This is a genomic window from Nostoc sp. C052, assembly GCF_013393905.1.
Classification (GTDB): Bacteria; Cyanobacteriota; Cyanobacteriia; order Cyanobacteriales; family Nostocaceae; genus Nostoc.
Window position 1 is genome coordinate 268,191 of sequence record NZ_CP040272.1, and the last position, 23,419, is coordinate 291,609.

Annotated in this window: 23 protein-coding genes; 5 read left to right on the forward strand and 18 right to left on the reverse strand. The window is 41.5% G+C overall.

The annotated features are described in order from the left end of the window. Positions 1–69: 69 nt before the first annotated feature. Positions 70–1,839, reverse strand: coding sequence for a pyruvate kinase (gene pyk / locus FD723_RS01095; RefSeq protein WP_179063712.1), 1,770 nt, complete (start codon positions 1,837–1,839; stop codon positions 70–72). 381 nt (positions 1,840–2,220) lie between these two features. On the opposite strand from pyk, the gene crtR reads away from it, so the two are divergent. Then, positions 2,221–3,111, forward strand: a complete 891-nt coding sequence (crtR, locus tag FD723_RS01100; protein ID WP_179068979.1) for a beta-carotene hydroxylase — start codon at positions 2,221–2,223, stop codon at positions 3,109–3,111. Between the two features lie 134 nt (positions 3,112–3,245). Here crtR and FD723_RS01105 read toward each other — a convergent pair whose 3' ends face one another. From FD723_RS01105 to FD723_RS01135, 6 genes are all read right to left on the reverse strand, one after another. Then, positions 3,246–3,821 carry a Uma2 family endonuclease gene (locus tag FD723_RS01105; RefSeq protein WP_179063713.1) on the reverse strand — a complete coding sequence of 192 codons (576 nt, stop codon included), beginning with the start codon at positions 3,819–3,821 and terminating at the stop codon, positions 3,246–3,248. Positions 3,822–4,141: 320 nt separating this feature from the next. After that, positions 4,142–5,122 carry an ABC transporter substrate-binding protein gene (locus FD723_RS01110; RefSeq protein ID WP_179063714.1) on the reverse strand — a complete coding sequence of 327 codons (981 nt, stop codon included), beginning with the start codon at positions 5,120–5,122 and terminating at the stop codon, positions 4,142–4,144. A 981-nt stretch (positions 5,123–6,103) separates the two neighbouring features. Next, on the reverse strand, positions 6,104–6,517 hold the full coding sequence (gene aroH, locus FD723_RS01120; protein WP_179063715.1) for a chorismate mutase: 414 nt from the start codon (positions 6,515–6,517) through the stop codon (positions 6,104–6,106). 95 nt (positions 6,518–6,612) lie between these two features. Continuing rightward, the gene (gene sppA, locus FD723_RS01125; protein WP_179063716.1) at positions 6,613–7,434 is read right to left on the reverse strand and encodes a signal peptide peptidase SppA; all 822 of its coding nucleotides are present in this window, start codon (positions 7,432–7,434) and stop codon (positions 6,613–6,615) included. Between the two features lie 544 nt (positions 7,435–7,978). After that, entirely contained in the window at positions 7,979–8,275 is a 297-nt protein-coding gene (locus FD723_RS01130; RefSeq protein WP_179063717.1) for a hypothetical protein, read from the reverse strand. A 279-nt stretch (positions 8,276–8,554) separates the two neighbouring features. Next, complete coding sequence (locus FD723_RS01135) at positions 8,555–8,734, reverse strand: hypothetical protein (RefSeq protein ID WP_179063718.1); 180 nt, start codon at positions 8,732–8,734, stop codon at positions 8,555–8,557. 66 nt (positions 8,735–8,800) lie between these two features. Here FD723_RS01135 and FD723_RS01140 point away from each other — a divergent pair, with 66 nt between their 5' ends. From FD723_RS01140 to plsY, 4 genes are all read left to right on the forward strand, one after another. Further along, positions 8,801–9,595, forward strand: coding sequence for an MlaE family lipid ABC transporter permease subunit (locus tag FD723_RS01140; protein WP_179063719.1), 795 nt, complete (start codon positions 8,801–8,803; stop codon positions 9,593–9,595). 593 nt (positions 9,596–10,188) lie between these two features. Continuing rightward, a complete protein-coding gene (locus FD723_RS01145; RefSeq protein ID WP_179063720.1) occupies positions 10,189–10,575 on the forward strand; it encodes a DUF3119 family protein in 387 nt (128 codons plus the stop codon). 136 nt (positions 10,576–10,711) lie between these two features. Beyond that, a complete protein-coding gene (locus tag FD723_RS01150) occupies positions 10,712–11,986 on the forward strand; it encodes a DUF3086 domain-containing protein (RefSeq protein WP_179063721.1) in 1,275 nt (424 codons plus the stop codon). A gap of 63 nt (positions 11,987–12,049) precedes the next feature. Next, positions 12,050–12,730 (forward strand): glycerol-3-phosphate 1-O-acyltransferase PlsY, encoded by a 681-nt coding sequence (plsY, locus tag FD723_RS01155; RefSeq protein ID WP_179063722.1) that lies wholly within the window; start codon positions 12,050–12,052, stop codon positions 12,728–12,730. 83 nt (positions 12,731–12,813) lie between these two features. Here the strand turns inward: plsY and FD723_RS01160 are convergent, their stop codons facing one another. The 11 genes from FD723_RS01160 to FD723_RS01210 form a co-directional block, all read right to left on the reverse strand. Then, positions 12,814–13,071 carry a hypothetical protein gene (locus tag FD723_RS01160; RefSeq protein ID WP_179063723.1) on the reverse strand — a complete coding sequence of 86 codons (258 nt, stop codon included), beginning with the start codon at positions 13,069–13,071 and terminating at the stop codon, positions 12,814–12,816. Positions 13,072–13,134: 63 nt separating this feature from the next. After that, entirely contained in the window at positions 13,135–13,374 is a 240-nt protein-coding gene (locus tag FD723_RS01165) for a hypothetical protein (RefSeq protein WP_179063724.1), read from the reverse strand. Positions 13,375–13,700: 326 nt separating this feature from the next. Beyond that, complete coding sequence (locus tag FD723_RS01170) at positions 13,701–14,267, reverse strand: hypothetical protein (RefSeq protein ID WP_179063725.1); 567 nt, start codon at positions 14,265–14,267, stop codon at positions 13,701–13,703. A 37-nt stretch (positions 14,268–14,304) separates the two neighbouring features. Continuing rightward, on the reverse strand, positions 14,305–15,903 hold the full coding sequence (locus FD723_RS01175; protein ID WP_179063726.1) for a TrbI/VirB10 family protein: 1,599 nt from the start codon (positions 15,901–15,903) through the stop codon (positions 14,305–14,307). A gap of 8 nt (positions 15,904–15,911) precedes the next feature. Beyond that, complete coding sequence (locus FD723_RS01180) at positions 15,912–16,604, reverse strand: hypothetical protein (RefSeq protein ID WP_179063727.1); 693 nt, start codon at positions 16,602–16,604, stop codon at positions 15,912–15,914. A 50-nt stretch (positions 16,605–16,654) separates the two neighbouring features. After that, positions 16,655–17,479: a hypothetical protein gene (locus FD723_RS01185; protein WP_179063728.1), complete on the reverse strand. Its 825-nt coding sequence runs from the start codon at positions 17,477–17,479 to the stop codon at positions 16,655–16,657. 104 nt (positions 17,480–17,583) lie between these two features. Beyond that, positions 17,584–18,633 (reverse strand): hypothetical protein, encoded by a 1,050-nt coding sequence (locus FD723_RS01190; RefSeq protein ID WP_179063729.1) that lies wholly within the window; start codon positions 18,631–18,633, stop codon positions 17,584–17,586. A gap of 131 nt (positions 18,634–18,764) precedes the next feature. After that, entirely contained in the window at positions 18,765–19,592 is an 828-nt protein-coding gene (locus tag FD723_RS01195) for a hypothetical protein (RefSeq protein ID WP_179063730.1), read from the reverse strand. A 53-nt stretch (positions 19,593–19,645) separates the two neighbouring features. Beyond that, the gene (locus FD723_RS01200; protein WP_179063731.1) at positions 19,646–22,393 is read right to left on the reverse strand and encodes a hypothetical protein; all 2,748 of its coding nucleotides are present in this window, start codon (positions 22,391–22,393) and stop codon (positions 19,646–19,648) included. Next, positions 22,347–22,718 carry a hypothetical protein gene (locus FD723_RS01205; protein ID WP_179063732.1) on the reverse strand — a complete coding sequence of 124 codons (372 nt, stop codon included), beginning with the start codon at positions 22,716–22,718 and terminating at the stop codon, positions 22,347–22,349. The genes FD723_RS01200 and FD723_RS01205 overlap by 47 nt, the downstream gene beginning before the upstream one ends. A 14-nt stretch (positions 22,719–22,732) precedes the next feature. Beyond that, a complete protein-coding gene (locus FD723_RS01210; RefSeq protein ID WP_179063733.1) occupies positions 22,733–23,353 on the reverse strand; it encodes a hypothetical protein in 621 nt (206 codons plus the stop codon). Between the last annotated feature and the right edge of the window lie 66 nt (positions 23,354–23,419).

A 23,419-nucleotide genomic window follows, 5' to 3' on the forward strand; every position in this document is an offset into this window, starting at 1 on the left:
AGTGAAATGGCTTACTGCTACTTCTCCTCTGCTCCTCTGCTCCCCTGCTCCCCTACTTCTTCCTCAATCCTAAGCCGTTCTCACCGCCCCAGAGTAAATCAACCCCCGTTGCAGATCCAGCGTTATAATCGCCCCATCGCGAATCACCTGCGTTGCCTGTTTCACGCCGACAATCACTGGTACACCGAGACGCAAGCCAATTACTGCCGCGTGACTTGTAAGACTTTCATCTTCGGTAATAATTCCGGCAGATTTCCGAATTGCCTCAACAAAATCGGCACTAGTGCGGGGTGCAACCAATATGTCTCCAGGATTAAAGTTACTCACATCCATACCAGTACTAGCCACCCGTGCGCGACCACTTACTGAACCTTGTCCCAGTCCAATTCCGTGACCTAGTACCGCCGTCACCACTTCTACCTTAATCAAATCTGTAGAGCCAGAAATTCCCTGGAGTGTGCCAGCAGTCATCACTACTAAATCTCCCTGAGACAGTAACTTAAGTTCCTGAGCCACGTTAATCGCAGCTTGAAACGTCTGACCAGTGGAAGGCAATCCTAACACCAACAGCGGTTTAACTCCCCACACCATCTGTAGCTGCCGCGCCACATTTACATGGGGTGTCACTGCCAAAATTGGTGTATGAGGACGAAACTTAGAGACATTGCGAGCGGTTGCCCCGGTTTGCGTTAGGGTCATAATTGCTGCTGCACCTAGTTGTTCGGCAATTTGACCGACAGCTTGACTAATCGCATTGGGAATGGAGCGTCGGGCATCTCTCGTAGAACGTAGGTTTAAGTGTTGCGCTTCTTCCTGCTCCATACGTTCGGCAATTCGCGCCATCGTTGCGACTGCTTCTACAGGGAAGCTACCCACGGCGGTTTCATTGGAGAGCATTACCGCGTCCGTACCATCTAAAATCGCATTGGCCACATCCGATACTTCAGCGCGAGTGGGACGGGGATTGCTCACCATGCTATCTAACATCTGAGTAGCGGTGATGATCGGAATTCCCAAGCGATTTGCTGTGGCAATTAGCCGCTTTTGCAGTACCGGCACATCTTCTGCTGGCAATTCCACCCCTAAATCGCCTCTGGCAACCATCACGCCATCACACAAAGCCAGAATCGCCTCCATTTGTTCAATGGCTTCGTGCTTTTCAATTTTGGCAACCACTGGTACTTGCTTGCCTGTGCTGGAAATTAGTTCTTTAATTTCGATCATGTCCTGGGGATTGCGGACAAAGGAAAGTGCCACCCAATCGACACCCTGATCTAGACCAAACATCAGATCCTCACGGTCTTTGTCGGTCATTGCCTTAATTGACAAGTAAACGCCGGGGAAGTTTACGCCTTTATTGTTAGAAAGTTTACCAGGCACGGTGATGCGACAATGCAAATCACCTTTGTCCCGGTTAATTTCCTCTACAACCATTTCTACTCGTCCATCATCGAGGAGAATTTTTGCCCCAACTGGGACTTCTTCGGCTAAATAATCGTAGGTGACGCAACTAATTTCTTGCGTGCCTACTACTGGACGATTTGTCAAGGTGAAGCGATCGCCTTTTGCCAAAACTATAGACCCGTTGTCAAACTTTCCTAAGCGAATTTTTGGGCCCTGCAAGTCTTGGAGAATAGCCACTGGCTGATTTAATTCAAAAGCGGTTTGCCGAATTAAGCGAATACTACGTTGATGGTCGGCATGAGTTCCGTGGGAGAAGTTTAGCCGCAGTGTCGTGGCTCCCGCTTCAATAATCGCCTTGAGCATTTCAGGACTGCTAGTAGCGGGGCCAATAGTAGCGACAATTTTTGTCCGGCGCAGAGAATCTCGTAATTGCATAAGGGCTGAAGTTAGGGAGCTATCTGGGAAGTCATCGTAACTTAAGTGGCATCTCCTTTTCAGTCACTCCTATATCAATAAGATATAAGCAGTTAGATGAGGGTTTATGGGAGAGTGAGGGCTGTGGGATAGACTAGATATAGTACATTAATCTTGTATCCATCCTCCCTAAGAAGGAGTTTGTTGCATAAACTTTTTGCCGATTGTCATATCCCACTTATCAGCAAAGACTAGGCTTCGTCTGGAATCATAGCGTTATTCATCTGCTGATATTCAAAGCTGCGGATAAATATTGCTATACAAAACTTTGCAAAACTTTATTATTCACTAATATTTATCGTATATTCGTAATGTCTGCTCAAGAAGGAGTCAATGTTAGAGATGATCGCATCGGAGGCACAAAAGCCACTGACAATCCCACCCAAGGAATTTTTAGCGCCTCCTGGTGATTTTAATCCGACGCTGCTGTTGTTTTCTGTTGCTGTATCCATGCTGGTGTTATCTAACTTTGGTTACTGGCTTTGGGAATGGCCGCATTGGCTATGCTTTAGCGTTAACACCCTTGCCTTGCATTGTGCTGGAACCGTAATTCATGATGCCTGTCACCAATCTGCCCATCGCAACCGGGTGATGAATGCGATGTTAGGGCATGGCAGTGCGTTGATGCTAGCTTTTGCTTTTCCAGTCTTTACGCGAGTGCATTTACAGCATCATGGTCATGTTAATCATCCTAAAGACGACCCAGATCATTATGTCTCTACGGGTGGGCCTCTGTGGCTGATTGCAGTGCGGTTTTTGTACCATGAGGTATTTTTCTTTCAACGGCGACTGTGGCGTAAATATGAGCTATTAGAATGGTTCATCAGCCGCTTAATTGTTGGCGTAATTGTTTATATCTCAGTGCAATACCACTTTTTGGGTTATATTCTGAATTTTTGGTTTTTACCGGCTTTTGTGGTGGGCATAGCACTAGGATTATTTTTTGACTATTTACCACATCGTCCTTTTGCCGAGCGCGATCGCTGGAAAAATGCTCGCGTTTACCCTAACCCGATTCTCAATATCTTGATTATGGGGCAGAATTACCACTTAATCCATCATTTGTGGCCTTCTATTCCTTGGTATAATTATCAGCCTGCATACTATGTGATGAAGCCCCTACTAGATGAGAAAGGCTGTTATCAAACTTCAGGATTGTTGCAAAAAAAGGACTTTTTTGAGTTTGTTTATGACATCTTTTTAGGAATTAGGTTTCATCATCAAAAAGAATAGATAATTTTGGATTACATAGCCAAGTACGGTAGATAACACCTTTTTGATCTGTAGAGACGCGTTAGCGTAGCGGGACGAAGTACAATTGAGCGTCTCTACTAAGGATTTGGGGCTTAACTGAACGGTATTGTTTTTTAACCAACATTACCCACAGACAACACTTGTTCAACTGTAAGCACAATTTCTGGGAAAGTTACAGACACAATTTGCTGACTCCCTCTAAACTCTTGTTCCTCGTACAATCCTTCTGACAACAATAAAATCGTAATTTTTGACTCTATTGGATCTACAATCCAATATTCAGGAATCTCTAACGCTGCATATTCAGAACGTTTATATCGATAATCGCGTTTTACTGAATCAGGACTGACAACTTCCACTACTAATATCGGCGCAGACTGACAAACAGCAGACTCATCAAGGAATTCCATTACCTGTTCAGCCGTGACAACATAAACATCAGGCAATCTTGACTTTCGCCATCCCGTTCTCACCCCCGCTTCTCTAAAGCATAGCCCAGGTAAACTCAAGCGATTGATTTCTGCCTTAAAGTTATCCTGAATAAAGTCAGAAATTAGTAAATGTCTAAAAGTTGGTGGATTCATGCGTTCTAGTTTCCCATCCACCAGTTCATAACGGCTATCAGTAACATCGTTATAAGCGAGATATTCTTCAAAAGAGTATAGACGCTCTGTAGTTGTTTGTGTCATCGCGCAACTTTTAAATAAAGGTTTTTTTTGAGGTAGTACTCAAAAAATCATGAGTAATTTCACATTGGTTTGTAGTAGCGTTTAAACGTGTAGGCAAATAAAAAAGCTGTATAATTCTATCAACGACAAAGCACGATTTTATTGTTAGCTACTCAACACTTTTGAACAAATAAAGTTGTAGATACAATTTAATCATACTACCATCCCAAAAAATCCAGAAGTTGCGATAGGGAAGATAAATAGAGAAATTTTTTGATATACGAAGGATTTTAGCCCCTTGCTTTCTCTGTTCTGGAGTTAGGGTGAGGTAGTGTGCCAAATTAAGAAGGGTGGTTCAAAAATGAAGGATTTAACAAACTCTTTAGCTCAGGAATGCGCGTCATGTTTCCAGAGCGAATAAAAAAATCTGCATATACCTTGGCAATTTTGTAGATAGAGTTAGGGTTGCTAGATTTAAATAATTTTTTATTTTCACCTAAATCAGTTAGGTTTACTCCCTCTAGAGAGATTGTATTGCGAGGAATTTTTAACGCTTTGCTGATGATAGCCTTTCCTTCTTGAACATTTGCTTTCCAGTAGGTTACGGCTTGCAGCCATCCTTGCACAAATGCACGAATGTCTTCGGGGCGATCGCGGATTGTCTCACCGCGAAAGACAATTATATCTAAAATTAAGCGAGGGGTTTGTTTGCTGGTAAATAGAATATGTCCCCCTAATTTAATAGCTTTAGAAAGATAGGGTTCCCAAGTGTGTCCAGCTTGAATAGCATTAGTTTTCAGGCGTTGAGGAATTTCTAAAGACTCTAATTTAACCAAATTCACATCATCGCTGGTTAAGTTGACTGTTTTCAACATCTCAGTCACAAAAACTTCGCTAAAACCACCTAGATTTGCACCCAGCTTTTTCCCTTTCAAGTCAGCGACGGTTTTAATTTGTGATTGGGCTACTACTACATCTGCTCCTGCTGATTCATCTATAATTATCACACCTTGTATATCTGGATTTGTGGCACTCAAGATGATAAAACTTCCTAATGCCAATGAAACACCATCATACTTCCCTGCACTGAAATTTGCTCTCTCCAATTGGGGGGATAGTTTATGAATTAGTTCCACATCTACCCCTTGGGCTTTGAAGAATCCTTTTTCTTGAGCAATGATGCCTGGATACTCCCCAACAAAAGATGTAAATTCCACTTTCAAGGGAGGGCGTTTAAATTCGGTCGGTGCTGAAGAATGACAAGCAAATAGCAAAAAGGCTGTAAAGAAGAAAATACTAAGGTATCTGAGTAGTTTAAACAAAGTTAGCTTGCTGGTAGATACCTTAATATAAAAGCAAACACAAAATCTTGTTATGTAAGCTTGAAATGGATGCCTTGGTGCAAGAAGTCGGCACAAAACTACCCCAATGGCAACCTGACACTCAATACTTTTCGGATAAGCCTAACAATCTCTTTTGGTCTGGAAAAAGGTTAAAGGATAAGGGGGAAAGGTGAATTCAAACCTTTCCCCCTTATCCTTTAACCGAAAAGTATTGACCTGACACTGATCAATAAGTGCGGCAATGCCTTGCAGAGATTATTGAACTGGCAGATCAGAATTCTCTAGATATCCTTCGTTCCAGAGTGGTTGAACAAGAAGTATTGGATTTGATTGATGAACCTGAAACCTGGTGAAGTGTTGCTAGTACAGCACCGGGTAAATAAACATACCATTTCAAACAGGCACAAGCCTTGATATATGAACCTTTTGAATGCATGACTTCCACCTTGCGGTACTAGTACCGCAAGGCGGAATTAAAAATTAAAAATTAAAAATTAAAAATGAATACAGCATAAGGGTTTTGTTGATTTGAAATGATTGGTTTATTTCCGCCGTGTTGTACTAGCCGATTTAGCAATAAGGTTCAGTTAAAGGGTAAAAGGGAAAGGTTTTGAATACATCCTTTCCCCTTTACCCATTCCCAGACTACACTCGATTGTGAAAAATGCTTATCCGAACCGTATTGGCCAATTTAGGACTTGCTCTGAATTTGGAAATTGAGCAAGAGCAGGAAGATTATAGAGATGTGAGATAGTACTTTATGTTGTATGGATGCGATCGCCTACAGATAGCTTCACCCCAATCTCAAAGGAAGTAGGCTAACGACTCAATTGAGCCGACGTAGACAAGACCCAAATTTTAACCACCGATAATCTTTCGTCCTCACAACTAGTTAACTCAATACTGGCACAACACGATAACTTGAGGGTTAACTAGTTATTAGACTTAGACGTAAGAGTTTTACACTTTTGACTTAAATGCTGGCTGTGATGTTTGTAAAGTCTGAGGCAAACTCCAGTCGGGACGCAAACTAGCGGCGTTGCGTAAATAGATATGATGAATTGAGGCGGAGGCTGGTAGATAGGCGTGAATTAAAAACCGAATGCAACGCTGTAAGCTACCTTCGACGTGCATTTGCTGTACATCCAACATGGCCACATTATCCCAACCAGGACGTGATCTAGCGATCGCAGCCGGGAAAATCGCATCCAAATCGCGTGTTACAGAGAAAGTCACACTGATCATGTCCCCCGGCTGGAATTGATTCCGGTTTTCCAGTTCATCTAGTAGTTCTGTAACTACCTCTCGGATTACCTCAACAGTATTTTCTGAAGCGGTTGTTGCTCCGCGAATAGCCCGCATTTGCCAGTCCACGCCAAAATCCTCCTTAAAACATAAAAGTTAGGAGTTAGAAGTTAGGAGTTAGGAGTTAAGATTTATAACTCCTCACTCCTAACTCCTAACTCATATTAGGGTCGATATAACCACAGAGGCAAACCACTAGTAGAGACTTCAAATTCGAGCCAATCAATTCCAGATCGAATTCCTGATGAAACTTGACGACTTCCTGGTAGAAGGCGACTCAATAAGGGTTTACGTTCTTCTAGGGTATAGCAGAGAGTTTTTTCTGGATCGAGTCCGACTAGTTCTGCTGTCCAGCGACGGGCATCTTCTTCTGTGCCCAAGCGATCGACAACACCCAAGGCTAGGGCTTGCTGTCCAGTAAAAATCCGACCATCGGCGAAACTTTTAACAGCTTCTACTGTTAAAGAACGGCCATCTGCTACCGTTTGGACAAACTGCTGATAACTTGTGTCAATCAACTCTTGCAGGATGATTTCTTCTGGTTGAGTAAGTTGCCGGTCAAAAGCCAAAATGTCTTTGTAAGGGCCAGACTTAATTACCTGGAAGGAAACACCAATTTTTTCTAGCAAGCGTTCTAAGTTATTTCCACGCAGAATCACACCAATACTACCCGTAATCGTACCTGGGTTGGCGACGATGTGTTCGGCTCCCATGCCGATGTAGACTCCTCCAGAAGCCGAAATATTGCCAAAGCTAGCGACGATTTTGATTTTTTCGCGCAAACGCTTCAGGGCACTGTAGATTTCTTGGGAATCTCCGACTGTACCGCCAGGACTATCGATGCGGAGCAATAATGCCGGAAACTTTTTTTCTTCTACAGTTTTCAGGGCTTCTAGGACGCGTTTGCGAGTAGCACCGGCGATCGCACCAGTAATTTCAATCCGCGCAATTTGTTTTTTAAACTTGGGCTTAAACGGCCATACCATGAGCTGTCAACATACCTCGTAATAAATTCAATATAAGATGCCTAACGGTCAAACTACCTGCTTTGCTCTGTTAAGAAACATGAGCAGGCATTGTGAGCATCGGGATTTTAAGGAAATTTTTATATTTTTTAGTGAGTTTTATTTGATATTCTCAATAAATGCTAATCAAATCTTTCCAGATTGCAGCTAATAAAAAATACCAGACTCTATTTTAGCGTTAACTGGGTAATTTAGAAAGACTATTTTAGCTATTTGAAAAAATAAAAAATTCCTAAACCCTTAGTATTATAACTTTTTAAATGGTTGAAAATTAGTTGCCTATAGTCGCACACCTTTACTAGTTGTTAGTAATTAATCATCACTAATAACTAAAAAATAATAAATATTTAATCAATTACTTCGACACTCTATTTAATTAATAAAAATTCATTCCGCAGTACTAATGTCTATTGGGGTTAAGGTCGGTAGTACTTTCAATCTTGGAAATATCACTTTTTCCTGTCTTCTAAAGCCCAATAATCTTCTGACGAAGCTATCTCACTACCTAAGAATCTATTCGTAATATTTGATACCGATAATATACGAACATGTCAAACAGTCCCCCAACAAAACTACAGGTCAAGCTAATTACGAATAATCCGCGTAGGGGGGTTCCACTGCCGAAGGTGGCGAGAAAACGCATAATCTGAGTAGCGATCGCTTCAGTTAACTCTTGTAAGCCAGGGAAGTGGCCAATGAGGGATAGAAAGAGCAACCCCCCGCCAACGAAGAACATGGGAACGAGAAAACTAAAAATGATTGTAAGTACTAGGGAGCGGAGAAAGTTAGTCAAAATAGTCATTTAGGACACACTCCGTGAGTAGAGATGACAATAGCTAGATAGCGGTTTGTCATTTTCTACAATACGTGCGATCGCTCCAGAGCAGACAATCTGTCAAGAATCTTAAGTTTTCATTAAAAGAAAGGGCTATCAGTTACAGCCCATGCTGGGCATATTATAAACGGCTTAAATCTACAAAACCCTTGCAAAATTAAGGTTATAGCAAAGGGTATCACTTATTTATTACTTTTTAGCACCTTTAATAACAGCTTCATTTTCTGAGAGCATCTTTAATCTAAGTTAATATTCAGCCTTTTTAGGGGAGTGGGGAGTAGGGACAAGGGGAAATTCTTGAACAAGTCTCTCCCTTATCTCCCCCTGTTCCTTGTCTTCCTTGTCTTCCTTGTCTTCCTTGTCTTCCTTGTCTTCCTTGTCTTCCTTGTCTTCCTTGTCTTCCTTGTCTTCCTTGTCTCTTCTCAATCCCCATTCCCCATTCCCCATTACTTCCGCTATTCTTAAGGCAGTTACCGAGTTAGCTACAGAACATTGAACCAGACTACATCCAAATCCAGTTTAAGGGAATGGAGTCAGCGATTGCTGGCAGCGATTTTTCTGGGTGGGCAAGTACTAGTTCACCTATTGAGAGGCAAAATCCATCGGCGCAACACCTTAGAACAAATGGCGGCAGTTGGGCCAGATTCCTTATTTATTGCCCTACTGACGGCTATTTTTGTTGGTGCTGTGTTTACGATTCAGGTGGCGCGGGAATTTATCAACTTTGGCGCAGGAAACATTATCGGCGGAGTGCTTTCTGTTGCGTTGACGCGAGAACTCGCTCCGGTGTTGACAGCAGTGGTTTTAGCGGGGCGAGTCGGTTCTGCCTTTGCAGCAGAAATCGGTACCATGCGAGTCTCAGAACAAATCGATGCTATGTTGATGTTGAAAACAGATCCAATCGATTACCTGGTTATTCCCCGTGTCCTTGCTTGCTGTTTAATGCTGCCAATTTTAACCCTTCTGTCTTTGGTGACAGGGATGTTTGGGGGATTAATAATTGCCACAACTATCTACAATCTATCTGATACGGTCTTTCTAGACTCAGCCCGTAACTTTCTTGGTATCTGGGATATTTTTAGCGCCATGATTAAGGCGTGCTGCTTTGGTATTTTAATCGCCGTAATTGGTTGCAGTTGGGGGCTGACGACAACAGGAGGTGCGAAAGGTGTAGGACAGTCAACTACAACTGCTGTTGTGACTGCCTTACTAATTATATTTGTGAGCAACTTCTTTCTTTCTTGGTTGATGTTTCAGGGAACTGGCAGTGCATTCATCGGACTATAAAAGTGAGGAGTTAGGAGTTATGAGTTATGAGTTAAAACTTCTCACTCCTAACTCTTAACTCTTAACCATAGATGCTACAGCAGGAAGTAGTGCGTACTGAGAGTTATAAGCTAAAACTTCTCACTCCTAACTCTTAACTTCTAACTCCTGACTCCTAGAATAGGAGATATGCCTACTAAATAAAGCAGGATTTAAGACTTTGACCGAAAACGAAAAAGATACAAGCCCCTAAATTTATTTATGGAGAAGCAAAAAAAATGTATAACGATAGCGCAGCGTAAAGCCTTCTCTACGAGACGCTACGCGAACGGCATGGCTTCTCTACGAGATGCTGCGCGAACGCTTAGAGCGAGTCTTCTCCCTTGGCGTTAGCCTCTCCCTTTGGGAGAAGGGGAGACGCTAAGAGCGATAGCGCCGGCGGCAAGCGAGTCATCGAGCGTCACGAGCGTCGTGGCACAGTGAACCAGCGCTGTAGGTAGCTTTCCCGCCGTAGGCGACTGCTTTTCCCGTTGGGCTACGAAGTCCGTTTATAAGCCCCTAAATCTATTTATGGGGATCATTAATTTTGAATTTTGAATTCGGAGCGAAGCGACATGACCAGTTTATTTACTCCTAACTCCACATCCACTGTGGAACTCAAGCCTAGTTACAATATACCTATAGTGTTGGTAATTGCCGCGATTCCACTACTTTTGGTACAACCGTGGGTAGGCTCCATTTTCACATTGTTTGGTTTGTTTCTCATGTTTCAGGCTTTAACGGTGCGTTTGCAATTTACTGTCACCGACTTAGATATTTACAGAAGTGAAAAGTTGATTCGGCGCTTTCCCTACCAGGAATGGCAAAACTGGCGGATATTCTGGAATAGAGTCCCCATCCTGTTTTACTTTAAAGAAATTAAAAGCATTCACTTTTTGCCGATTTTATTTGACCCCAAGACCTTGAAAACTTGCTTAGAACAACGTTGTCCGCGTTTTTAGGGCGGAGTGCAATCTGTGCTGAGTCGTTTTGATATAAACTCGTAACTTAGCACTCATGCTCAGGATTTTTATGGCAGGTCAATTGTAATATTTCTGAAAGCTATTTATTCGCGTCATCGGAATTACACTATTGTTTATGAACCTAGAGGCATCTCAAACCCCAGAACCAAGTGATGAGCAGTTGACAGAAAAACCAGAAGAGAACAATGCAGTTGAACATCCAGTAAATTCATCTGTTGAGTCAGTAATAGAAACAGAAGCTATTAGCTCATCAGAAGGCTACACAACTCTTGAGCCACTCATTTCTAATGCAGAAGTTGTAGATTCTACAGTAGAGCTAACAGAAAATTCAAATGGCGAGTTTGTAGCGCAGTTAGAAGCGGAAAATGTCGCGCTGGGGTCTGAAATAGGATCGGGAAATAATTTATTATATGCAGAAGCAGAGCAGCGAGTAGCAGAGTTGCAAAGCGCTGAAGCATCTCTTAAGTCAGAAATAGCCAAGCTGCAAGCTTCTTATGAAAACCTGCAAGCACAGGTGAGTGAAACTCAAACCTCACTGGGACGAATTGTACAAGAGTCACTGTTGCAGTTAGAACAACGCAAGCAAACTCTGCAAATTTCTGTCGAACAACTAGAACGCCGTCAAGAACGTATCCGCAATGAGATGCGAACCACTTTTGCTGGTACATCGCAAGACTTGGCTATTCGGGTGCAGGGTTTTAAAGACTATCTCACGGGTAGTTTACAAGATTTAGCTGTTGCCGCTGAACAGTTGCAACTGACCCCAAGTGTGGTAGAACGAGAAAAACCCGCTGTAAAAGAGGCTAAACCAGTTGAATCCCAGCCTGGAATACCCCAATTTGCCCAACAGCAGTTTCAAGATACTACTAAGCAAATTCGCCGCCTAATAGACCAATACCGCAATAAACCAGATTATTATGGGCCACCGTGGCAACTACGCCGTACCTTTGAACCAATCCATGCTGAACGAATCTCTAACTGGTTTTTTACCCAAGGGGGACGGGGTGGTTTGCGGACAATGGGTAGCCGCTTGCAGAATATCCTAATTGCCTCAGCTGCAATTTCGATATTACACAAGCTGTATGGCGATCGCGTCCGTACTTTAGTTTTAGCTAATACACCGGAGCGATTAGGTGAATGGCGGCGCGGCTTGCAAGACTGTCTCGGAATCGGTCGCCCAGACTTCGGCCCAGACCGGGGTGTGGTATTATTTGAGGCATCTGATGCTCTTGCTCAGAAAGCAGAGCGATTGACGAAAGCCAATCAACTGCCTTTAATTATCATTGACGATTCAGAAGAACAAATAAGTTTGTCACTGCTGCAATTTCCCCTGTGGTTAGCCTTTGCTCCTGACCCCAAAACAGTGAGAAACTATGATGATGATTTTTAAATGAGTCATTGGTCAAGAGATATTACTCTTGACTTTTTTAAATTTTGAATTTTGAATTGTATTATGGCTATTTGGTTAACTCTGTGCGGGGCAATTGTAGTCATAGCTTACTTGCTGGGTTCTTTTCCCACTGGCTATATTGCTGTGAAGCAGTTAAAGGGTATTGATATTCGAGAAATTGGTTCAGGTTCTACTGGCGCAACTAATGTACTCAGAACCTTGGGGAAAGGACCAGGAGCATTGGTTTTAGTACTTGATTCCTTAAAGGGAGTATTAGCGATCGCTCTAGTTTACTGGTTGTTCAACTTTGACACAATTCAAAGTTATATCCCTCCAACGGTAGATGCACAACTATGGCAACCGTGGATTGTAACTTTAACTGGGTTAGTTGCCATCCTTGGACATAGTAAATCAATTTTTTTGGGCTTTACCGGTGGTAAATCCGTTGCTATTAGCTTAGGGATTTTGTTGGCAATGAGTTGGCAGGTAGGTTTAGCAACAGCGGGTGTGTTTGCCGTGGTTGTGGCGATATCGCGGATTGTCTCTTTGAGTTCAATAGCAGGTGCGATCGCAGTTTCCATTTTCATGGTACTTTTGCATCAACCCTTACCCTATATTCTGTTTGGGATTGCTGGTGGATTGTATGTGATTTTGCGCCATCGCACTAATATCGAACGACTGCTCGCAGGAACAGAACCAAAAATTGGGCAACCTGTAGCGACAGAACCCGAACAAAGTGCATGATAAATCAGCAGAAGCCAAACTCCCTCTGTGAAACGGGGTTGGGGGAGAAGTTCTTCCACAATTACTGCATTGCTGTTTTGGGCTTATGGACGAACGTTACCTTTAATTAAACGGTGGAAAAGACGGCAAGGCCACAAAAAAGCTCCACAAATGCTTACTGAGGCGATGGCTACCACAATTCTCCAACTCGAACTAGGCTCAGTAGAAGATTCTGAAGGATTAGCTTGTGTACTTTTAGCGAGTTCTGGCATTGAATGAGATAGCTGACTGGCTGTACTCACCCCTTCAATCGCTGCTCCAATTAGATAAGCTACTAGGGCAATTACTAGCCAGTGATTCATAATATTGCACTGTTTGAACTCTGAGCGTATGCTTGGCAATAACCAATCATTTGATTTATCGTACTAATGATTGCCGCCTTGCCCTAAAGATAATCTGCCTTCAGCCGTATCGCGAATTAGGGGCAGTTTAGATTTTATGTAAGTGTTGAGAGTTGTATCTGCCTGGGCATCAAGTCCTTGCTTCGCTTTTAACTGCTGGAGGAGCAATTGTATTAAAGCAGCATCATCAAACTGGAGCAGGGTGCTGACTTGGGTAGATTCGATTACAGCCCAAAGCTGTTGCATCATTTTAGCAGTTACCATGAAGCCTGTAACCTCTTAAGCTTTTCTTTATATTTACACGAATTTTGAATTTGTGGTTAGTTTTTATCTGAAGATTTATAAAGGTGTAGTTTGCAAAAGCTTGATTAAGTAGGCAGGCATAATTAAATATACAGCAAAATTCAGAAGTCAGAATGGGCTACGCCCTACTGTGCCAAGGGACTTCCAAGAAATAAATTACCCAATCTTGTGGGGTGGACAACATGAGCGCCCAGTCCACAGGACGGGCGAGACGCCCACCCCACAAGAGTTAATTGAATATTTTTTTATTTGGAAGTCCCTTATATGAAGCTTTGAGACGAATTATTTTATTGTGAAACTCTCGCACAAGCTCCTTCTTGACCAGAAGGATCGGGGAAAATTGCTAAAGTATGATATTCAGGACTATCTGTTTTATATATCACTTGAAAAGTATACAACTTGTTTTTACCTTGGGCTTCGGTAATAACTGTTAAAAGTGTATTACTAGTGTTAGGAAGTCCAGGAATGTCCAGTTTTTTAATTCGTCTGAGTTGAATTACATTCGCAGCTGAGTTTTTACAATCTCCTGAACTAGTATTCGGTTTTAGACCAAACTGCATACATACCGGGCCATCAAAATCCATAGTTACCTGCGATGGATCGTTTAACCAAACTTTTTTAATTACTTCTCCAGCCGGAATAAAGCTTAAGTTTGTGCCTTGCTCATACCAAACGTTGATTGTTGGGATTAATCCTCCTAAACCTTGCGCTTGGCAGGAAAATATAGAACGCAAAACTGCATTATTAGCTACAGCACGACCTACCAATAAGAACATAGCAACCGAGAAAATTAAGGAAGCTATAGGTAGGAAATAATAATGGGTATTTCCTGGCAATTTAGTATTCTTTTTCATGGTTGCAAATATCTAAAATTGGTATAAATCCTACCTCTTAAAACTGAGTTACTTGATTAACGTATACTTCAACATTTGTGCCTGCTGGCAAAAACCAAATGTTAGTTTGCTGTGACATTTGAGCGATCGCCTGTTGATTACGTTGAGCAATTTGGGGTACTACAGAGTTCAAACCACCTTCTACAACCCCGGCTGCAAGGTTGCGTCTGTTCTTAGTGACAGTAGTAATTTGGCTGGAGCTACTGGTGGAGCCGTCGGCGTTGGTAACTGTTGAAATAAGTGGTTGGAGTTCAGTATCACTACGATTTATTAACTCTGCCGCTTTCCCAACACCTCCCAAAACAAATAGTCCTAGATCCATTGATGCGATAGACGAGCTTTGGCTAGGAAATTTATTGGCTACTAAAGGTTTACCTTGGGTAGCACGAAGAATGATTGCATTGTTGGTTAAACTTCGTTCTATAGGGTTGCCATTATTTTGCGAGATAACTTTAACTACGTTCATCTGCAAAAGACCTTGTTCGGACAGGGAACTAATTTCAGCTAGGAATTCGGTGTTTGCAGGTAGAGCCGGAGAACCATCAGTAGATTTGAGCGGTTCTTGCAATCGGATCACAAATACGTTTTTTCCTTCGCCTGTTTCACCACCACCGCTTGACTTATTAGAAGTTTCCCCGAATATTGCTGTCGCCAACACCGCTTTGGCACTGGTTCCGACTGCTACAGATTTCTGTCCCTGGGGTTGAGCTTGACTAACCATAGAAGCTTCTGGTTGTGGGGTTTGCTCAGGACTGGGGTTTGGTGTCTGTGGCTGCGTATTATTCTGTGGCTGGGCATTATTTACAGGTTCCAAAGTAGCTATATTACTAGTAGGTTGATTGCTAGCATTTACTTGGCCATAGCTACCTAATTTCGCTAACCTTGCCCACTCTTCAAATGGGCTTGGTGGAGATGGTGGAGTTATATTAACTACCGGTTGAGTGTTTGGCCTAACAACTGGTAGTTGGGCTGATGTGAAAGGTTGAGAAGGAGTTACACGAACGATACGCTCAGTTACCGTCGGAGGTACGTAAGCTGTTGGTGGGGGTGTTGGGATCACTTTTTGTCTAACTGACGGTTGTTGTAAGACTACTGTCGGCGTTGATTTGGCAATTCTCAGCTGTTGTTGGGCAGCTTTCACCATCTGTGCTTGTTCAGTCAGGGCTAATTTTGTTTTGAGAGTATCGACTTCAGCTTCTAGCTGTTGAGATTTAGATTCAGTAGTGGGCTGCTGTTGCACTGGTGCAGAAACAAGATTTTTGGGCTTTTGACTGCTGGTACTCATCAATTTAGATAAAAACACACCACCCAACAAAACGATCGCTAAGGTAGCAGCCCCTACCAAGCCTAATTTTGCAAAGGGATTCGATGAGAGGGGTTGCTTAGTCTGAACTTCTTGTGGTTGAGAAACGGATTCTGGCGGCGTTGCCGAGTCTTCTGAACCTTGGGTAGCGGTAGAAGATTCTTCTTCAAAGCCGACTAACCTTGACATCCGTGATTCCCAATCTAAAGATTCTACTTCTGGTTGGCGATCGTCGGTGCTGAGAGTAAATCCATTTTGGGGAGGAGTTTCCGCAGGAATTGAGTATCGAGTCATGGTAGAGCTTAGTTGGGATTTCCAGAACAATTGTTATCTTGGATTTCACAGACATTATAAATTTCTAGTCTGGCTTCACCAAGGCGGTAAGCTGCGAAGTGCAATGGTAGTGGTGCATTTGGTAGTGAAGTTGCTGGTTCATCTATAGCTCTAACTAAAATTTGTTTGTTAAAGGAAACTGATTTTCCCAACTTATCATAACTGCTAAAAATTAATTGATTGGCAAACATCTCTACTTTCCACTTTCCATTACCTATTGCTGTAGGTTGAGAAATTTTTTGGATAACTAATACATTCTCCGCTCCTCTATTAACATTTTCAAATTGACTATCTGGATTTAAATTAGTAAGTTCTGACTTAAATTTTTGTTTAAAATTATCAGCTACCAGTTGAGAGGTAATTTCCCAGACTTGTGTTGGTGGTTGTTGTTGTGACCAGGTGAGCATTAAGCTCATAGTTTCACCCACAAACCGCCTAATAGCCTCCGGCTGTCGCTCTAAATTTGGTTGGGGATCTACGGTTATGGTGCGACCATCAACAAGCTGCACCAAACTTTGAGGTGTAAGTTGCCGTCCTAACTGTTGTAACATAGACCCATGAAATATTAGTAACAGCAAAGTGAATAGATGTAAACCAAGGGTTCCTACTGCCAACAGTGGCAAGGGGCTATTTTTCTTATTTTCTGGTTTGAGTAATTGCATTAATAATTGATTATATAAATTGAACGATCAGCCTGTGAATTAGAAATCTATCATCTTATAAAACTATCAGATGTTTGTCCACTGCTGCATTGTTTGGATTTATCTCCGTTCGGGTTGTTGTAGCTATCCAGCAAACATAAGTTACGAATTTCATAAATTTCTAGTCTATCTGCGCGGACACTATAAATTGCTTTTTGTAAGTCGGTGCTACTGTCAGTTTGGGGATTAGCAAAATAATCTGTTGCGCGTACAAGGAAATCTTTATTAAAAGGAGTTATAAGTTTTGCACCACCAACTCGGTTTTTTTGAATTAAGTCGGCTACCATCCCCACTCGCCACTTACCTGGTGCAATTTCTTTTGGCGGATAAACTCGCTTAATAACTAATTGTGATGTCATTGCTTGGCTGGGATTTTCAGAGAAGACTTCTGGCGGTGTCATTTCTGCAACTGTGCTTAAAAAACCTTTGCGAAAGTCTTCTGAGAAGGCGAAACTAGCTACCCAACTGCTGGTACTAATTTTTTGGCTACCACCTTGAGGTGTGTTAATAAGTATTCCTAAATCTGATTTGGGGTTTGCGACTTCTTCAATAGTTTGTGGTGGTAAGGTTCCAGACCAGCTAAACATTGATATCATCGTTTTGCTGACAAATCGACGGATGGCTTCAGGTTCTCTTGCTAAATCATCAATATTAGCTACTGGTTTACCGTCGATTAATTGTACAAAATTGGGGGGTTTTCTCAGACTAAGTTGGCGAATATTTAGCCCTTGTAATAAGAATAAAAATAAAACTAATATATGTAAACTAAAGGTAGCGATCGCAAAAATTGTTAAAGCATTCCCCGTTGTTTGTCTTTTTTCTAGTAAACGCACCATCTACTCACTTCCTCCTACAAAAAACTTCAGCTATTATATTTAGTCATCATTCACAGCACTTGCCTTTATTTATTTTTAATTTTTAATTTTTAATTTTTAATTCCCTATATCCTCTCTTTTACTAAAGAAGCCGTATTGCTGATAGCGCTAAAGACTGCAAACCCGCCAGCAGCAGCCACAAGTAAAGACAAAATCGGTGCTAAAATTCCCAGAAAAATTATGAACCACATTAAATCTGGATCAACATTAGCATTTTGACCTGGGCCACTGACAATAACTGCGGCAGTTAGCACAGCAATAATATTGAACGAAATCTTCGCAATTCCAATAGATAGAAATCCAGTTAGCCATGCAAAAATTGGTTTGCCAGCAACAGGCAGCAAAGAACCACCTACAGCTATTGGCCCTAAAGCTGCTATTAGCAACATACTAGCTTCTATCAAATTTTGGAAGGCATATTGTAAGGAAACTAAAAAGTTTTTGATGCTCGTTTGCACTGTAGAACCTAACAAAGAATTAAAAGAGGTTTCTGATACAATGCCAGTGCCATAGCGAATATTATCTACCTTGTTTTGTAGTCTAATTATCCAGCTTTTATTACCATAAGTATTTCGATATCTTTGCCAGAGAACGTTGATTTTTTCGGCAGCCTTGACAAAGCATTGACTTTGTTGTTCGCCAGTCAGCGATTGACAAGGACGTAGTAAGGAACCAGCTACTTCTTCAGCAACACTCATATTCAGTGCTTGCTGGTATATTTTATCTGCATCTGCTGATACCACCACTTGCTGATTCACAGTGTTTAAAAAATTCCGCACTCCCAGCGTCAGATTAGCAAGTATACTTCCATTGCCGGAATTACTTAAGAGAACTACCACAATAAAAGGCCAAATCAAAGCTGATATGGGGCGTGTATATTCGTAGGATATTAAGTCTTTGAGGAATTGTATCATAAAAAATAACAGGGTTCCTACTGCGAAAAAAATACCCAGATTTGTCAGCGCTCCATACAAGTTATTACTGGTGTTATTTTGTAATAAATCCAGCCATTGTTTATCCCAACCTTCGGCAATACTTTGGGAAGTTGCAGTCCCATTATCGATAATTTGATCAATGCCTACTTGGGCAAAAATTCGTTGAATGGCAAGTTGCATTTTGAATTTATGGGCTGTTTTCTTAGATTTTGTAGGATGTGTTAAGTTACTAACACACTCTACTAAACTGTTTTTTAGATGTTTTGTTAGTTTTTCATAATTTCAAGGATTTTAAAAAATCTCTTAAAATCCTACTTATTAACTTTTCTGCCAAACAAATCTAGTTGAGAAGTTGCTCGTAAAAGTCGAGCTGCTTCTGTAGATGTTTCTACTCTTCGAGCGCGATTTGCTTCTTCAGCCTGTTGAGAAATATTTGCTAAATTTAAATTAGAGTATTGTAATGACTGATTATTTTGTAATGTCTGAGCAAATGTTTCAGCCACAATTTTTGATTGTTCTTTTTGGATCTTAATGGTTTCTTGATTGGTAGATAACAATGCTAATATCCCTTGACCTAGCAAGTTGTCGGCAATACTTATCGCTGGACTCTTTGGGTCAATCACAAGACTTTCTAATTTCGTCTTAAAGTTATTAATTTTGTTATTAGCATCGTTGAATCCTGCAACATCTTGTATACTTTTCTCTGTATTTTCTAACTTCGCTTTTGCCCGAATTTGTCCATTTTGACCTAAAATACCTACCGCTACTCCACGGGTAATTACACGGTTTAGTTCATTACTAACCAAATTTCCCCGCACTGCTGAATTATTTTCAAAGCGACTTGAACGAGAGTCGGAACTAGAAGAGTAGAGAATCAAATCATCACGAACCTTTTGTCCCGCCGCGACAGGATTAGGTATATTCAAATCTCCCTTGGAATTACTCAGAGCATTTTGACTTTGTACTTCGACAGGTTTTAAATTGTCGCTCAGATTGTATTGAAGATAGTTTTGTAAGTCTGTGGAATAGGATTGAAAATCAGTCCAAACCTGACCTAATGCACCCGTCTGAATTTGTGCCATTGCTGGTAGTATTGCCAGGGATAGCAAGGTAAAAGTAAAAATGGTAGTTTTTTGCATACATCTGTGCCTGAAAAAGGTAGACGACATTGTTAAGTGCTTACAGAACCCGATTAACTACTACGCAGAGTCGCCACTAACTGACGTGCAAACGCCGAAATTGCTTCATATTTATCGCTGTGGAGTTGCATCATTTGGCTACGTGCAGTTTGTTCATAAGGGTTATTAGCAACTGCTGCTAATTGTTCGTAACCTGGATAGTAACGGCAGAATGTATAACTACCGTTATCATCTAATAGCCATTGACTATAAACGCCTTCTTTGCGGGGAAAAAAGCTTTCTGATGCATTACGAGAAATAACTTGGCGGGGATATTTCAAGATGTCTGCAAAACTATCTACTGCAACCGGTTGAATACGGCCAATTAATCTTGTTGTCAGGTTTTGCAAAATTTTAGATGCAGCTTTAGATTTGGCGATCGTGTCAGGATCTTGTCCTGATAAGATGACTCTGATACCGGCTTTAGCACCGTTGGCACAAATTCTGCCAACTAAGTCAGAAATTTGCTCGAATTCAAAGAGAATTGGTGCTTCGTCGATAAAGAATATGGAAGCTGGACTACTTAATGCACGTCGTAGTGCGGCTGAATAGGCACTCAAGGATAGTACGGCTGCATCTTCACTATCTGATAAGTTTCTGAGCGCAAAAACTAAAAGTTGTGCATCGGTAGGAAAGCTAGATGGTGCAGAAATGGCTTGTCCCACGCGGCTAGAAAGCCAAAACCGTAAGCGCAACTGAATTTGACTGAGAGCGTCTTCTACTCTGCCAGTTAAAGAACTTAGTTGCAAGTGTTCGGGTGAACAGAAAAAGAGAAAATCTTTTAAAGTGGGGGTTTTTTGCCAAGCATTAGTGCCGAATCCTGCCGCCATTGCCTGCCGATATCGCTCTTTGATGCCTTCATCTCTAAAGAAGGCTTCTAAAGCAAGGTTGAGTAGCGATCGCACGGTTTGCGATAAAATTTGACTTTCAGTGGACGATCCTAAAACCATTGTCATTAACGCTGATTCGAGGAAGGCGGTATAATCGTTGAAGCGATCGCGCTGTTGTTCTGCTTCTAGCGATCGTAAGTCTGGCTGTTCAAATAAGTTATTCGATTGTTTCGAGATATCAAAATAGGCCCCATTCCCCTCCATAAACTCTGTATAGTCAGTGAAAGTAGATGTCCCATCAGGTTTCGGGAAATCTAACGCCACAACCGGAATCCCATGTGCCAAAGCTTGAGTTAAAATCCCTGACACCAATACTGATTTACCAGCACGAGTTGTCGCAAACAAAGCTAAATTTTTGTGTTGATTAAATAAATCTAAATGTATGGGTGTTCCACCTTCTTCTGCAATCAACTCAAAACCTTGTCTGTCACCTTTTTTAGTTAAAACTAAAGGCATTAATCCGGGAACTTCACTAGTTAAATATAGCTGGCGACGGTTGAAGGGTGTTGCTAACAAACCTTCCCAAACTATTGGTAGAGTTTGCAGCCAAATTTTCCAAGCATACTCAGTTTCCCTAATTACTTTGGCTGGACGTTGAAAACAGTTTTCAATATATCTTGTCGCCTCATCTAATTTTTCGACAGTTGGACGATGCACTAAAATGGCGATACTCGTATAAATTGGGACTGCACCTTCAAATAATTGTTCTTGTGCGGCTACCGATTTCTTCAACTTTAATTGAGCATTGACATCAATAGTTTTACTTTTTTCTTGAGCTAGAATTGTCGTCATGTTTGACTGCTTTAGCACTCGTTGCAGAGTCGTTTTTACCAATGCTGGATTTGCAGCAGTCAACTCACAAAATATTTCTGTATCTACTACTGTTTCTCTAGCTAATAGTTCCCATAGATAACGCAGTTGGGCAGATTTATTGGGCCAACCACCGGGTTTTTCGAGAAATGACAGCGCGCCAATATAACGATTGTTAACATTAACCCAGCGGCGATCGGCACAAGGTACACTAGATTCCATCAGCAAAGTTGTGCCGTGGATATTATCTAAAAGTAATTTAGTACTAGCTAAATCAGAATTAACTTGCTCGTGCAGTCCTTGCTCATCTAAAGTCATTAACTGGGGAATCTCTATTGGTTGCGTATCATTAAACCTTTTCCAGATGTCTCCCCAGAGCTCATCAGCAGTCAAAGGCTTGACATCCAATCCCATCTTGTTAGATAAGATTTGTTCCCAGCGAAGAAAACCCTGGTTGTAAGCATTGGTGATTAGGGTTTCAATGCGTTGATTTTCTACTTCTGAGAGATCCCCTTTGAATTTCAACCACCACGATTCAGCTTTGACTAAAAGCTTTTCGATCCAATCATCTGCATGTTGCGAGTTAGATTCAATGGTGTAAGTGACATAAATCCGTAAAAATTTTGGTTTACGAATCCCAGAAATAGTAAGTTCTTTAACTCTAGCTCTCTCCGCCATCAATAAATATTTGATATCTCGTGATGGCGAATTTCTAATTAATGTTGCTAATTCTTTTTGCCGCTCTTTATCTGAACTAAAAGAACCCAAGTGCAGTGTCATTCGTTCACCGCTAGGAATGTCTTTTAATCCAGCTTCAATGTTATTAAAAAGTGTATCAATTTGTTCCGGTCTTAAGGTAGTATGGATTCCCTTACAATCAAAACCAAAAACAAAACAAAACCGATCTTTTTGAGTGCCTTTTGTCAAAAGGTAAGCGCCAATATCACGTCCATTAATTGCGACACGCAGCATTGTCGCCAAGTGCAAAGCATCTTCAAATGGTGTTAATCTACTTTCATTTCCGGCGACGCTGACGCTTTGTTTTCCGATTTTTTGCTTCATGGTTAACTTCCAGTAAGCTTTGATAACGAGCAAAGCCTCTTGTCCAAGCGGGAACGCCGATAAATTTACTTAAAAAACTCCAACTCCTACCACCAGTTAAAATCCACCAGGTTCCTATTCCCCAACCAGCAATTAGCACTGTCCACAACCATTTTTGAAACTCTTCTTGGAAAAGACCCCCAAAAATTCCATTGATTATAAAATAGGAGGCTAGGGCAATGACTGTCCAAGGAAGAATTTGGTCGGCAGGAATTGGTCCTAATGAAGGTTGACTTCCCAGAACTTGATTAACTGGACGAAATTCTTGTTCCCGCTCTTGAGACATTTGAAATATCTGAATTATTTACTGCTATCGCCAATTACAAAGCGTGTGAGTACATCAGCAATGGTAACAGCAACAACCACTAATAGGGGAGTTCTGGCGATGCTTTGCCAATCTTCATCTTTACGCACTGCATTGATCACACCAACTAGGGAGATTGCAATATAGAGTAAGTAAATTGCCCGCAACACATTAAATATCAAACTAACTGCTGTGTCGCTACCACCAGCATTGGTTGCTGAACCATCTTGTAAGGTTTTTTTGAAAAACTTTTCAGCTTCCCCAAAAAACTGTGCTTGTGCGGGGGCTGCAAAACAGTCTAACCAATATAAACTCAGAACGATCGCTGCTGCTAAAATTTGTAATAATATTAGCGATCGCCTTGGTAAATTCACTTGCTGCCCAATTTGCTGGGTAATGATTGCAATTAAACTACCAACGAGTAAGCAAAAGAGCAGAATAGGACTTTTTAGGCTGATAACGCTAACGAATACAGCACAAGCAATCAAAAAAGGTACAGATTCAACCAGAACAGTCAGACAGGATTTAAATGCCAGTCTTAACTTGTGAGATTCTTTCGCCGCACTACCAGTTAAAGCTTTGAAAAAGTTTCTCTCGTGAGAACTTTGTCTAAACATTTGCTAATTTTCCTATGGTGTACTATAATTGCTCTTTTTTTCAAATTTTACAGCTACTACAATTTA